Source organism: Paenibacillus lupini, from assembly GCF_011761355.1.
GTDB lineage: Bacteria > Bacillota > Bacilli > Paenibacillales > Paenibacillaceae > Pristimantibacillus > Pristimantibacillus lupini.
Map to the genome: position 1 here is coordinate 229,224 of NZ_JAASRW010000006.1, position 14,081 is coordinate 243,304.

Annotated in this window: 14 protein-coding genes; 4 read left to right on the plus strand and 10 right to left on the minus strand. The window is 46.6% G+C overall.

The genetic code is table 11. From position 1 onward, the window contains the following. Window positions 1-71 precede the first annotated feature (71 nt). The 6 genes from sufB to FHS17_RS20350 form a co-directional block, all read right to left on the minus strand. Window positions 72-1,469 (minus strand): Fe-S cluster assembly protein SufB, encoded by a 1,398-nt coding sequence (sufB, locus tag FHS17_RS20325; protein ID WP_167280271.1) that lies wholly within the window; start codon window positions 1,467-1,469, stop codon window positions 72-74. Between the two features lie 27 nt (window positions 1,470-1,496). Beyond that, entirely contained in the window at window positions 1,497-1,922 is a 426-nt protein-coding gene (gene sufU, locus FHS17_RS20330; protein ID WP_167280272.1) for a Fe-S cluster assembly sulfur transfer protein SufU, read from the minus strand. Next, window positions 1,909-3,135 carry a cysteine desulfurase gene (locus FHS17_RS20335; RefSeq protein WP_167280273.1) on the minus strand — a complete coding sequence of 409 codons (1,227 nt, stop codon included), beginning with the start codon at window positions 3,133-3,135 and terminating at the stop codon, window positions 1,909-1,911. The genes sufU and FHS17_RS20335 overlap by 14 nt, the downstream gene beginning before the upstream one ends. After that, complete coding sequence (gene sufD, locus FHS17_RS20340; RefSeq protein ID WP_167280274.1) at window positions 3,132-4,439, minus strand: Fe-S cluster assembly protein SufD; 1,308 nt, start codon at window positions 4,437-4,439, stop codon at window positions 3,132-3,134. The genes FHS17_RS20335 and sufD overlap by 4 nt, the downstream gene beginning before the upstream one ends. 25 nt (window positions 4,440-4,464) lie before the next feature. Further along, window positions 4,465-5,244: a Fe-S cluster assembly ATPase SufC gene (gene sufC, locus FHS17_RS20345; RefSeq protein WP_167280275.1), complete on the minus strand. Its 780-nt coding sequence runs from the start codon at window positions 5,242-5,244 to the stop codon at window positions 4,465-4,467. A 166-nt stretch (window positions 5,245-5,410) separates the two neighbouring features. Continuing rightward, window positions 5,411-6,001 (minus strand): DUF1802 family protein, encoded by a 591-nt coding sequence (locus FHS17_RS20350; protein ID WP_167280276.1) that lies wholly within the window; start codon window positions 5,999-6,001, stop codon window positions 5,411-5,413. 201 nt (window positions 6,002-6,202) lie between these two features. Here FHS17_RS20350 and mtnK point away from each other — a divergent pair, with 201 nt between their 5' ends. Then, window positions 6,203-7,417, plus strand: coding sequence for an S-methyl-5-thioribose kinase (mtnK, locus tag FHS17_RS20355; RefSeq protein ID WP_167280277.1), 1,215 nt, complete (start codon window positions 6,203-6,205; stop codon window positions 7,415-7,417). Between the two features lie 36 nt (window positions 7,418-7,453). Beyond that, a complete protein-coding gene (gene mtnA, locus FHS17_RS20360; protein WP_167280278.1) occupies window positions 7,454-8,509 on the plus strand; it encodes an S-methyl-5-thioribose-1-phosphate isomerase in 1,056 nt (351 codons plus the stop codon). Between the two features lie 82 nt (window positions 8,510-8,591). Here mtnA and FHS17_RS20365 read toward each other — a convergent pair whose 3' ends face one another. Next, window positions 8,592-8,897: a YunC family protein gene (locus FHS17_RS20365; protein WP_167280279.1), complete on the minus strand. Its 306-nt coding sequence runs from the start codon at window positions 8,895-8,897 to the stop codon at window positions 8,592-8,594. 173 nt (window positions 8,898-9,070) lie between these two features. Between FHS17_RS20365 and FHS17_RS20370 the strand changes: the two genes are divergently transcribed. Then, window positions 9,071-9,523, plus strand: a complete 453-nt coding sequence (locus FHS17_RS20370; RefSeq protein ID WP_167280280.1) for a hypothetical protein — start codon at window positions 9,071-9,073, stop codon at window positions 9,521-9,523. A gap of 64 nt (window positions 9,524-9,587) precedes the next feature. Here the strand turns inward: FHS17_RS20370 and FHS17_RS20375 are convergent, their stop codons facing one another. After that, on the minus strand, window positions 9,588-11,489 hold the full coding sequence (locus FHS17_RS20375) for an EAL domain-containing protein (protein WP_167280281.1): 1,902 nt from the start codon (window positions 11,487-11,489) through the stop codon (window positions 9,588-9,590). A gap of 589 nt (window positions 11,490-12,078) precedes the next feature. Further along, window positions 12,079-12,462: a DUF423 domain-containing protein gene (locus FHS17_RS20380; protein WP_167280282.1), complete on the minus strand. Its 384-nt coding sequence runs from the start codon at window positions 12,460-12,462 to the stop codon at window positions 12,079-12,081. Between the two features lie 74 nt (window positions 12,463-12,536). On the opposite strand from FHS17_RS20380, the gene FHS17_RS20385 reads away from it, so the two are divergent. Beyond that, entirely contained in the window at window positions 12,537-13,052 is a 516-nt protein-coding gene (locus FHS17_RS20385) for a hypothetical protein (protein ID WP_167280283.1), read from the plus strand. 60 nt (window positions 13,053-13,112) lie between these two features. Here the strand turns inward: FHS17_RS20385 and FHS17_RS20390 are convergent, their stop codons facing one another. Next, window positions 13,113-13,928, minus strand: a complete 816-nt coding sequence (locus FHS17_RS20390) for a hypothetical protein (protein ID WP_167280284.1) — start codon at window positions 13,926-13,928, stop codon at window positions 13,113-13,115. Window positions 13,929-14,081 lie beyond the last annotated feature (153 nt).

Genomic DNA, 14,081 nt, shown 5'->3' on the forward strand with positions numbered 1-14,081 from the left:
TCTTCCAGCTAATAAAACAACAAAAATCCCGTCCTGTTGGACGGGATTTTTTGTTTGCCATCAAATATCGATTAACCGATCGAGCCTTCCATCTCAAACTTGATGAGACGGTTCATCTCAACCGCATATTCCATCGGAAGCTCTTTCGTGAATGGCTCGATGAAGCCCATTACGATCATTTGTGTTGCTTCAGCTTCGGAAAGACCGCGGCTCATCAGGTAGAACAGTTGATCCTCGGATACTTTCGATACTGTTGCTTCATGCTCAAGCGTAATATTGTCGTTCATGATCTCGTTGTAAGGAATCGTATCGGATGTCGACTCGTTATCGAGGATGAGCGTATCACACTTGATGTTTGATTTCGCGCCTTCGGAGTTACGTCCAAACGATGCGAGACCACGGTACGTTACTTTACCGCCGTGTTTACTGATCGATTTCGATACGATTGTCGAAGTCGTGTCAGGTGCCAGGTGAAGCATTTTCGCGCCTGCATCCTGGTGTTGGCCTTTGCCTGCAACAGCGATGGACAATACCATACCTTTTGCGCCACGGCCTTTCAGGATTACTGCAGGGTATTTCATTGTCAGCTTGGAACCGATGTTACCGTCAACCCATTCCATTGTTGCGTTTTCTTCTGCAACCGCACGTTTTGTAACGAGGTTGTAGATGTTTGGCGCCCAGTTCTGGATTGTTGTATAACGGCAGCGAGCGTTCTTCTTAACGAGAATCTCTACTACTGCGCTATGCAGCGAGTTCGTGCTGTAGATCGGAGCTGTACAGCCTTCTACGTAGTGTACGAAGCTGTCTTCGTCAGCGATGATCAACGTACGTTCGAATTGACCCATGTTCTCGGAGTTGATACGGAAGTAAGCTTGCAGCGGAACTTCACATTTCACACCTTTTGGAACATAGATAAAGCTGCCGCCGGACCATACCGCACTGTTCAAAGCTGCGAATTTATTGTCCGTACGTGGAATGATTGTGCTGAAGTATTCTTTTACAAGGTCTGGATATTCACGAAGCGCTGTATCCATATCGGTGAAGATAACACCTTGCTTCTCCAGATCTTCTTGCATACTGTGATAAACAACTTCGGACTCATATTGAGCCGATACGCCTGCAAGGAACTTTTGCTCCGCTTCAGGAATACCAAGTTTATCGAAAGTTTCTTTGATTTCCTGCGGTACTTCTTCCCATGTTTTACCTTGTTTCTCAGATGGCTTAACATAGTATTGGATATCGTTGAAATCCAGATCATCCATGTCGCCGCCCCAGTTAGGCATTGGCATTTTGTTGAACTGCTCAAGCGATTTCAGACGGAATTCGAGCATCCATTGCGGTTCGCCCTTCATCTCGGAAATCGTACGTACGATTTCTTCAGTCAGACCTTTACCGGATTGGAAAACGGCTTTATGCTCATCACGGAAACCATATTTATAATCTTCCATTTCAGGCATTGTTCCTGCCATGGTGTTCACACTCCTTATTTACTCGTATTATACGTGCTGCTGTTCGATCCCTTTGCGCAAAGCGTTCCACGCCAGCGTCGCGCATTTGATCCGTGCAGGAAACTTGTTAACGCCAGACAAAGCCTCGATATCTTCGTTCTCATCAAACTCAACAGATTCACCCTTCATAAGTCCGGAGAATCGTTCAGCCAGATTAAGCGCCTCATCGTAAGTCTTGCCTTTAACAGCTTCTGTCATCATAGATGCAGAGCTAAGGCTGATGGAGCAGCCTTCTCCGCTGAATTTCGCATCGATTACTTTGCCATCCTCAACTTGAAGCTGAAGCGAAATGCGGTCGCCGCAAGTCGGATTATTCAAGTTGATTGTTACAGATTCAGCGTCCAAGGTTCCGCGGTTGCGTGGATTTTTATAATGATCCATGATGACTCGACGATATAAATCATCCAATTGCATGACCGAAGAACTCCTTTGTCCGGATGAGGCCTTCCACTAAGCGGTCGACTTCTTCCTCGTTATTGTATAGATAAAAGCTTGCTCTAGCTGTGGACGAAACATTCAGCCAGCGCATAAGCGGCTGGCAGCAATGATGACCTGCGCGTATTGCAATGCCATAAGAATCAAGTACGGTTGACACATCATGTGGATGAATGTCGCCTAGATTAAAGGTAACAAGTCCAACACGATTGGCTTTAGGCCCGTAAATCGTAATATCATCAAGCTGCGACAGCTTCTCGTAAGCATATGCTGCCATGTGCTTCTCATGCTTGTCGATTTCGTCCATACCAATCTGTTCCAGGAAGTCAATCGCTGCACCTAAACCTACAGCACCCGCAATAATCGGTGTGCCGCCTTCAAAACGGTAAGGAGCGTCCTTCCAAGTTGATTCATATAAATCAACGAAGTCGATCATTTCGCCGCCAAATTCGATCGGCTCCATGTTCGCAAGAAGTGATTTTTTGCCGTACAAAGCACCGATACCTGTTGGACCGCACATTTTATGACCGGATAAACCGTAGAAATCGCAATCCAGATCCTGTACGTCAATTTTCATATGCGGAGTACTTTGTGCGCCGTCAACAACCATGACTGCCCCGTTACGATGCGCGATAGCTGTAACTTCCTTGATTGGATTTACAACGCCAAGCACGTTCGATACATAAGTCATTGAGACGACTTTTGTATTTGACGTGATGGTTTGCTCAACATCAGCAAGCGAAATCGTGCCGTCCGGCTGCAATGGAATGTACTTCAGCGTCGCACCAGTCGCTTTGGCTGCTTGCTGCCAAGGAATAAGGTTGGCATGATGCTCCATCGGCGTAATAACGATTTCATCGCCTTCCTTACATACACTGCGAGCATAGCTCGATGCGACTAGGTTAAGAGCCGTCGTTGTACCTCGTGTGAACACGATCTCTTCCGCCGACTTCGCATTTATAAACTTGGCTACCTTTTCCCGTGCACCCTCATAAGCGTCTGTCGCTCGCGATCCAAGCGTATGAACGCCGCGGTGCACATTCGAGTGATCCAGTTCGTAATAACGACTAACCGCATCAATGACGGAACGCGGCTTCTGGGAAGACGCCGCGCTGTCGAGGTACACGAGCGAATGCCCGTTTACCTTCTGATGCAGTATCGGGAATTGCTCCCGTACCGCTTCTATATTCATCCTTCAAGCTTCCTTTCGAGCAAACGCTGAAGCTGCTCGCGTACCGCATCAATCGGAATCTCCGATACGACAGGCGCCAAGAATCCATAAATAATTAAACGTTCAGCGTCTTGCTTGCTGATACCACGGGACATCAGGTAATATACCTGCTCCGGGTTTACTTGGCCTACGCTTGCTGCGTGACCTGCTTTAACATCATCTTCGTCGATCAATAGAATCGGGTTAGCGTCACCACGAGCTTTCGGGCTAAGCATCAGAACTTTTTCTGTTTGCACGCCGTTTGCTTTCGTTGCGCCTTTCTCGATTTTCGTGATGCCGTTAATGATAGCTGTAGCACTTTCTCTCATTACAGCGCGTGTAACCATGTTGCTCTCCGAGCTGCGGCCAAAGTGTACCGCTTGCGTCGTAAGGCTCATCTTTTGCTCTTTGCTGCCGATGCTGATTACTTTCGCGTCCGAATTCGAGCCGTTGCCTTTAAGAACAGACACCGTATCAGATACTGTAAAGCCATCGTTCAGATCGCCGATTACCCATTCCATTTGACCGTCATTCTCAATAACTGCACGACGGAGCGTCATATCTACGCCATTGTCAGCCATATGATGAATAGAGCCAAAACGAACATGTGCACCAGACTTCACGAACACTTCAACAGCCGAATGATGAACGAATGGTGCATCAATCGTGCCCGGTTCGGATACTACATAGTCCACGTAAGTAACGGAGCTGTTGCTTTCCGCAACAATTAGAATATGTGGAGCAAACGCTGCGTCCGCTTTGTTGTTGAACAGCACTGCTTGCAGCGGAAGCTCAACTTCAACATTTTTCGGTACGTATACGAATACGCCGCCATTCCAAAGTGCTGCATGCATCGCAGTCAGCTTGTTATCACCCTTCGATACAGCTTGGAACAAATATGGTTTAACGAGATCGGCATGCTCTTTGCATGCTGTCTCCAAATCTGTGAAAATAACGCCCTTCGCTGCAAGTTCTGCCGACAATTGCTTCAGAACTGCGCTTGAGTTGTGCTGAACGATAATGTTCTCCGTACCTTCAGCAACCAGCTCACGTACTACTTCCGGCAGTTCAGCAACTGAACCTACCGCTTTGCCTTGCTCATAAGCGCCAACTGCTGTCAAATTCCAGCGGTCAATACGCATTTTCTCCGGTTTTGGCCATTCAAGTGTGCCAGCCAGCTCAGCCGCTTCACCGCGAAGATCGACGAGCCATTGCGGTTCGCCTTTGCTCTTAGCAAGCGCTTCGGCCGATTGGCGGTCCGTCGGAGTCGTTAATTGTGTACTCATCCCGTTATGCTCCCTTCTCCGCCGATTAAGCTTGACCTACTGTTTCGTCAACAATACCAAGTTCTTCTTTAACCCAATCATAACCTTCGTTCTCAAGACGTTGTGCGAGCTCAGGACCGCCCGATTTAACAATGCGGCCTTGCATCATAACGTGTACGAAGTCCGGCGTGATGTAGTTCAGCAAACGTTGGTAGTGAGTGATGATCAAGAATCCACGGTCTTCCGAACGCATAGCGTTAACGCCGTTAGATACGATTTTCAGTGCGTCGATGTCAAGACCGGAGTCGATTTCGTCAAGAACAACGATTTTCGGCTCGATCATAGCCATTTGCAAAATTTCGTTACGTTTTTTCTCGCCGCCGGAGAAGCCTTCATTCAGGTAACGGTGAGCGAACTCAGGGTTCATCTCAAGTTCCTTCATTTTCTTTTCCATTTGACGGATGAATTTGATCAGCGAGATTTCGCTGCCTTCTTCACGACGAGCGTTAATCGCGCTGCGGAGGAAGTCGGAGTTAGTTACACCAGGAATTTCGCTAGGATATTGCATAGCAAGGAACAGGCCAGCGCGTGCTCTCTCGTCAACGCTCATCTCCAGCAGGTCTTCGCCGTTAATTGTAGCGGAGCCTTCAGTTACTTCATATTTCGGGTGACCCATCAATGCGGATGCAAGAGTACTTTTACCAGTACCGTTAGGACCCATGATTGCGTGGATTTCTCCGCCTTTGATTTCAAGGTTAATGCCTTTCAAAATTTCTTTTCCTTCGATCTCTGCTTTCAGGCCATCGATGACAAAATGTGTTGCCATAATATAGTTATCCCTCCAAGGTTGGTAATCGGTTTTTAGGCTCATCCCTATAAATGAATTTCCAAATGGGAATATTATAGAGTGATTCTCATTGATTCTCAATAATTATTTTATTATAAGTTTTGTTATAAATCAATGCGGGAACGCCTCGAGGCTGGAATTCTGTTCACTTTGACTTATCTCTTCCTATTAATGCTTGTTTGATTAGCGCTGCCTGATGATTAAATTGTTCATCGGTCAAAACCGGCTTCATAACTGGCTCAGGCATTCCCTCTTCCAGTTGTACCCAAGATTTGCAGCCGTTATAAGTAGACTTCATCGGTAATTCGATAGGTTCTTCCAAACGGTATACCCGAAGAAGCAACAGATGCAACGGCTTCGTACGCTTCCATTTGAGCCGCTCCTCTGCAAATGTATCCGTCCAAATGTGATACTCTCGAATCCGGTCCAGCGTCTCCTGATCCGTAATCTCGATATCCTCTACCGCCTCTGCATAAGAGCTCAGCTTGATCGACGCCATGTCAGGCGTCCACCCCTCCATCGTTCCTGGGATCTGCCCCTGATAATCTGCTTTAAGCAAATGCTCCTTCTGATGCTCGTAAGCCGGCATGAGGTAGAAGCCTGGGCTTACCAATTGAAAATCCCGTGTCTCCTCAATAATTCCACCTTTACGCATAACAAGCATAAGATGCCCTTCCTGCAGCGCTTTTACCGTTACGGCCCATTCCTTTAATGCGACCGGGTAGTTAGCCTCCATGATAATAATCAACCCCCTACAAAGAATTGTGAAACAATTCTTACTTCGTAAGCAACTGCTTAACGATACTTGTCCTTTGTCACGTTACATTATATCATTTGAAGGTATTCCAAGGCGAAATAATATCCGCTATACTATGTTGAGGAGTTTACTTGGCATTGTTATGCCATTTTATAATATGAAATCGGAGGTGGACGAACCATGTCTGCTTATCATCCATTAACTGAACAAGAAGCGATTGCGATCGCTGGCAGCATCGAAGGATTTTTCCCTTCAGGGGCTGCTTTAAACTGCCGTGAAATCGGCGACGGTAACTTGAATCTTGTCTTCCATATTACTGATGCTGCGAGCGGCAAGAGCCTCATTATGAAGCAAGCTCTCCCGTATGCAAAGGTTGTTGGCGAATCATGGCCTCTATCCCTCGACCGCGCACGAATCGAAAGCGAATCGCTGATCCTTCAGAACAAGCTCGCTCCTGGACTTGTACCTGCTGTATACAAATACGATCCAGAGCTTGCCCTTACAATCATGGAAGATCTGAGCGATCACCTGATTATGCGCCAAGGCCTGATTAATGGCATTCGTTATCCGAAATTCGCTGAAGATATTTCGACCTTTATGGCGAATACACTATTCTTTACTTCGGATCTTGGCTTGAACCAGCAGGAGAAAAAGCTCCGCGTCAAAGAGTTCATTAATCCGGATTTGTGCAAAATAACGGAAGACCTCATTTTCGACGATCCTTATACGGTCTCCGCTAACAATAATATTGAACCAGCCATTGAAGATGCTGCAGCTGCACTGCGTGAGGACAAAGCACTTCATCTCGAAGTAGCCCTTCTCCGCGAGAAGTTCCTGACAAACGCACAAGCATTACTTCATGGCGACCTTCATACAGGAAGCGTGTTTGCCACACCGGAATCGACAAAAGTCATTGACCCGGAATTCGCTTATTACGGCCCTATCGGCTTTGATATCGGCGCGGTTATTGCTAACCTGCTGCTGAATTACGCTGGACAAGGCCATTGGATTAAAGACGAGAACGAGCTTGCTGATTTCCGCGGTTATCTGGTTGAGACTGTTCGCGACACATGGACCAAGTTCGACCAGAAGTTCCGTGCATTATGGAATGAGCATGGTGTTGACCGCATCGCTAACACGACGCCTGGTTATCAGGATCTGTACATGAGCCGCCTGCTTCAAGATGCAATCGGTTATGCCGGTTGTAAAATTGTTCGCCGTGTCGTAGGACTGGCACATGTCGCTGACATTGCTACCATTCCGGATTCGGCTGCACGCGAACGCGCACAGCGTTTGGCGCTTGAGATTGGTACATCCCTTATTCATTTGAACCGCCGTGCGACTTCCATTGAACAAGCAATCGACGTTATTCTGACTGCTGAAGCGAAGCATTAATAATAAGCAATACTGAGCGAAGAGAGGATTTACAAGATGACTACAACAAGCTACACAGGCCTGCAATCCGTCATTTGGCATGACGATAAGCTTGATCTGCTCGACCAGCGGCTGCTGCCGGAAGAAATCGTTTATTTGCCGCTCGAGACGTCGGAGGATGTTTGGGAAGCTATTCGCCACCTGAAAGTAAGAGGCGCTCCGGCGATTGGTATTGCAGCAGCGTACGGCGTAGTGCTCGGAAGCCGCTCGGCTGAATCTGCTGAGGAATGGCTGACAGCTGTTCACAAAGCTGCAGAATATCTTGCGACCTCCCGCCCTACAGCAGTTAATCTGTTCTGGGCACTTGACCGGATGAAAGCTCGCGCTGAGGCCATTGCTGCTGAAGGATTGACGCTGGAAGGCACGAAGCAAGCGCTTATTACAGAAGCCATTGCCATTCAAAGTGAAGATGAAGAGACCAATCGTATGATTGGCGAGCATGCCCTTTCTCTATTCCAGGATGACATCGGCGTCCTCACTCATTGCAATGCTGGCGGCCTTGCTACAGCCAAATACGGTACAGCACTTGCGCCATTCTATCTTGCCAAAGAACGTGGCATGAACATTCGTGTATTTGCAGACGAAACTCGTCCTGTTCTGCAAGGCGCTAGACTTACTGCTTTTGAGCTCCATCAAGCTGGTATAGATGTCACACTTATTTGTGATAACATGGCCGGTCATGTCATGTCCAAAGGCTGGGTTAATGCCGTTATCGTCGGCACGGACCGCGTTGCGGCGAACGGTGATGTTGCTAATAAGATCGGTACTTACAGCGTTGCTGTATTGGCAAAAGCTCATGGCATTCCGTTTTATGTAGCCTGCCCGCTCTCTACCATCGATCTTAATACGCCTACAGGCGCTGAAATTCCGATTGAGGAGCGTAATGCGGAAGAAATTACAGAAGGCTTTGGCAAGCGTACTGCTCCGCAAGGCGTGAAGGTGTACAATCCGGCATTTGATATTACGCCAAACGAGTACGTTACGGCTATTATTACGGAAAAAGGTATTATTGAGGCGCCTTTTGATGTGAATTTGAAGAAACTGTTTGAATAACATTACAAACAATATATAAATCAATTAGAGGCAGTCTCCTGCTTGAACGCCGGAGGCTGCCTCTTTGTTATGCACTCGAGTGCTATATCATCAAGCGGAGCGCATCTGCGCCATTCATACCAACAACGATGCCTAGCGTTTCCGCGGTAGTTGTTACGGATTCTAGAGGCGCCGCAAGCAGTTCCTCTAATGTTTTCACCCCAACTGCTCTACCAGCAATAATCTCTCTATCCTTCAGTCGGTCATTAAGAAGCCCTACATCCAAGGCACCGCACATAATATACCCTCTATCAGTGGATATAGAAAGCAGCGTCGTTTTCGGCAGCTTAACTTCAACGCCAAGCGCAATAACCCCGTCCCCAAGAGGCACAGGAACCATTCTCATCATTTTAGGACACCTCCTTCACTTCAAGGCCATGACAGGTCAGTTCGAACCGCAACAACATTATATGCAAAACCTTCTCAGCAGTGTTGGTCAGACGCTGATTTTAGGACTACATAGATGCCTGATTTGATGTTATATTTATTAAAGTATTATTAACTATTTAGTCCGGAGGAACTATGAACCCAACACAATCGGCCCGCACAAACTCATATGTATTCCAGGTTGAATTACTCATTGAAAGCGGTAACAATGGTGAGGCTTTGGAGAAGCTTATTAAGGCGCTAAACCAGGGGGCAATTACTGACTATCGCATATTAAATGGCATCCAACTGGGTCAGCTCATTGATCAGCGTAAATCGGAATTGCTAGACAGACAGCCAGTCCCTATAGCTCCACCTGCGAAGCCGAATACCTCAGCCTCTAACAGCGGATTCGATTCTATCCGGGCTTTTATGAAAAGTAATAAATTAATACGATTGATCGTTAATAAAGGGCTTGGTATAAAGCTCAGCATTCCCTGCCGAATTCTTAATGTTGATGAGGATGGGAATCTAATAACGGTCTACCATGTAGATGAGAAGCAAGTGTATACGTTTAGAATGAATGAAATTGAAGACTTTCAGGATTAATGGAAACAGAAAACAACCCCCTTACGGATTTCCGTATGGGGGTTGTTTTATATAATCTTATCATTTATTGAATAAAGGCCGCTCCAAGCATTTGTTCGATAGCTGCGCTAGACACAGGAGGACTCCAGAAATAGCCTTGCATTTCGTCACAGCGGTGTTTTCTCAGAAACTCCATCTGTTCTTCATTCTCAACACCTTCGGCGATCACTTGAATGTTCAAATTATGCGCCATAGCGATTATGGCCGCTACAATCTCCGCATCGCTTGGGTCCTGCTGAATATCCCTTACAAACGAGCGGTCGATCTTCAGGCGATCGATCGGGAAGTTCTTTAAATAATGGAATGAGCTGTACCCCGTACCGAAATCATCAACACTAATGCCAACGCCCATATCTGTAAGCTCAAGCAGGCAGCGAGATACATGTCCCGTGTCCATTGTCATTGATTCGGTAATTTCCAAATCGAGATACTCCGGTTTTAACCCTGTTTTCTCCAGCACAGAAGCTACCTTACTTGATAGATCCTGCTGAACAAACTGACGTATCGACAGATTAACCGATACCGGCATCGGCGGAAGCCCTGCATCCTGCCAAGCTTTATTCTGGCGGCATGCTTCCTCCAGCACCCAATCTCCAATCTGTATGATCATGCCGCTTTCCTCAGCAATCGGAATAAACTCACCTGGTGCTATCATTCCTTTAACAGGATGCCGCCACCTTACAAGTGCCTCTACTCCAACCATCATTCCGGATACAAGATCATATTGCGGCTGGTAATGGAGAATAAACTCACAGCGTTGAATAGCCCGATACATCTCATGCTGAAGGGTCAAACGCTCGAACGAAGAGTTGCTCCAGCTCTCGGAGTACATCATACAATCATTCTTGCCGCTTTCCTTCACCTTCACCAGTGCAATATCGGCTTTCTTCAAGAGCATGTGTCCATCATCCTCATGGATCATGCTTGTTACCGCTCCAAGGCTCGCTGTTATATGTAAAGGGAAGCCCTTTAATTCAAATGGTTCATCAATCGCATGCAACAGACTACGTGCTGATTCGAGAAGCTCGGATTCCGACTCCATATTCGGGAACAGTAAGGCGAACTCATCGCCCTCCATACGCGCCATAATACCTTGGTCTCCCAGCGCAGAGGTCAGCCGCTCGGCAACCTGCATAAGCAGCATATCACCAAATTCACGTCCAAATGATGCATTTACCAGCTTAAAGCGATCTAAATCCAAATAACATAAACCTATCATTTGATCCTGCTCTCTGGCGAGTGCAAGACTTTCATTTAATCGAATATGGAATAATGTCCGGTTTGGAAGTCCTGTCATATCGTCATAATAAGCCATATACCGAATCCGCTCTATATTACGCTTCCGGTCGCTTAAATCCTGACTGACAATGATCGTTCCAATAACTTCATCTTCCTTCAACATCGGTGCACTAATCATCTGAAGCTCGAGTGGAAATCCGGAACGATGTGTAATATTAATGTTGCGCTGCTCAGACTTCCCTTGAAGGGCTTGTTCCATCATCTCCTGCAAGCTGTTCCGGCTTCCCGGCTCAACTAAAGGAGCAAGAGCTGTCCCAAGCAGTTCGGATCGTGAATACCCAAGCGTATTGCTTGAGGCAATATTCATTTCCATAATGACGCCATCCCGATCAAGTATTGCAAGCGGAACAGCTTCTGATTGCAGCAATGTCTCTACAATTGGCGTATGGAAGTTCCGAAACCCAATCATTCGACGGTCCTTAACATAAAAGAAGATCGTTATTGCCAATGCCAAAACGGCCATTATTGAGGCCGTCCATTCCAACACGGGGTCGGCATTCCTATATAAGGCAGCTGTAAAGAACAGCGCCGCGGCAATTGATATCGTAAGAGCGGCCGTCCGCAGCATGGCAAATGACTGCGAAATTCGAAGCCGTCTATTAGGCGAGCCGTCCATCCGTTTCGTCACGCACCAACTTCCTTCCTCTTGTCAGGTCAAGCGAGTGTTTGTTAGCACCATTATAAACGAAATGATCTTTGCGGTATAGAAATATTTACTAAAACGATAAGAACTGTTTGTAGAAATTAGGCGAGTTATGTCGAAAAGTAAGGTAATTCGCAAGTTTCATTATGTTTTCAATAGCATTTCAGACCTATAATTATCAATAATCTGACACTAGACATCTCATTCTAAAGCAGGACCAAACAGCCAGATCATTATCACACCACTTCAATCTAGCCCTCGGAAGCTAGGTTGGATTTACTCCACTATAACAGTCTCGGAGGAAAAGATGACAGATATTTCGTTGGATTTGCTACAGTCTTTTTGAATCAAAGTGATTTATTCTCGCCTATTCAAGCGATTATGCTGTATGAAATCCAATATAGAGGATGGCATTTGAATAATGAGCCGAAATCGCTGTATGAAATCCAATCTGGCGAGTTGAGTTGATAGTTAGCGTTGAAGGGTGTACTACTATTAGACTAAGAAGAGCCTCCTTCACCGCTTGTTAAGTGGTGAAGGAGGCTCTTCTTTACTTTATAGTGAGCTATTTGTTTTATGCATTCTTCCGTGCACGCAGTGCTGCCGCTGCAATATAACCCCAGCCAACTAGGAAGGCTACACCGCCAAGTGGTGTGATTGCTCCAAGGACTGAAATGTCGCTGAGTGCCAGCGCGTATAAGCTTCCGCTGAATAACACGATACCAACGATAAGAAGACGAGCCCCCACTTTTACTAGCTTGGTATCGCCAATCCGGTCAGCTAGCAGAGCGACCAGCATTAAGGCTAATGCGTGATACATATGATAACGAACTCCGGTCTCGTACACTTCCAGCATATCCTCTGACAAAGTATCCTTCAGACCGTGAGCACCAAAGGCACCTAGAGCAACCGCCAAAGCAGCGCCAATAGCACCGTATGCAAAATATTTATGAGACATCTTATTTTCATCCCTTTCATGTTTGTGTATAATCTTACAAGTAAATCCACTAATTCCAAAGGAGTCGATCTTTCTTGGAGGAACCACGTAATCCTATACAGCCGGACCAGGATACGAATGCTACTGAAAATCCTGAACAAACTTATGATAACCCTTACGCATCCAGGCCTTCGTTCAAGTCACCACCACCAAGAGAGAACCAACCTCTGAAACAATCAGGCTTAGGTATAGCATCTTTCATCTTGGCGCTTGTGACGGTACTCCTAGTTGTTGGTGCTTTCATCAGCGCGGCAGTCTTCGCCAGCAACGTCTCGGATGATCCACAAGCCTTCCTGAATGAACTGGAAAACATCAATGGCGAGGCACTTCCATCTAACATTGTGCCTATTCTTATTGCAGGCTTCTGTATGCTCGCGTCTGTCGGTGTTGCTATTATTGGTCTAATCCTTGGGATCATTGGCGCAGCTTCGAAGACTCGGCGTAAAACATTCGCGATTATCGGAATTGTGTTAAACGGTCTAGTCGTGCTCGTAACTGTCGGCCTAGTTATTATAGGTCTTGTCTCTGCTGCTGCGCAATCGACAATTTAGCAACAAATACAAAGAAGAGGCTGTCCCTGTGAGACGGCCTCTTCTTTGTATTTGTTACTCCTATACGAGCTGGTTCGAAACGCTTTTATTAATGGCTGCTATCTTGTTTTCATAGCCTTCTATTTTGATCTGCTGAGCAGAAATTTGTTGGACGACACTAACGAGTGTTGTGAGTGAACGGATAGCTGTCTTCCCATCATAGCTGCGAAGCGCATACAGCAAGTCACTCCACTCAGCAGATTTCTGCTTGTTCAGTTGGCTGATCGCCGACTTTGCCGTAGATCCTTGCTGCTCTTGTGCATCAATCGCATCAAGCTGAGTACGCAGCCGTTTCATTTTGTCGCTTGCGGATGATTTAGCTGAGCTAAGTGTACTTTGAGCCGTTCGTATTTCCTCTTTGGCACCCTTCACCGAGATCTCAAGCAGATCAACTTTAAACTGTACAGCCGCTGTCAGCTCCTTAATCCCATATTTCCTTGCTGCCTTTAATTCAGCTTGAGCAACTGCATACTTATCAAACAAGGGCTGGTAATATTGCTTCAGCTGCGCGACCTTCCGGTCCAGTGCTTCGAGCTTCGACTTGTCAATTAGCTTAATCTTCTGCCGGATCTCCGACTCCTCGTCGTCATTTGTCTTGCTTGTGGCCTTGAGCTTCGTATCGCGGTCCCCAATTGCATTTTGCTGCTGGATAAAGCTTTGGTATAGCGACTGCAGCTTGGCCGAGTCACTAGACGATAATGCCGCCTTGGTCTTGTCGAACTGCTTCTGCGCCGTTGTGGACAACGTGTTCACTGCTGCTTCTGTAACAGCAGCCGGCAGCATGGCAGACAACAGTAAGGTAAGAAACATAACTGCCGTCAACATTCGAGATTTCATACGAATAAATCCTCCTTGTTTATTGGTCACAGCGGATGCAGATAAACGCAAAAAAGCACCCTTCAAACCAAGCCAAAAGGCTGGTTCGAAGGGTGCTTCCCTTACGATTATTGCGCGTTGCCGCATATGTTCTTTCACTATACGGTCCGCTCT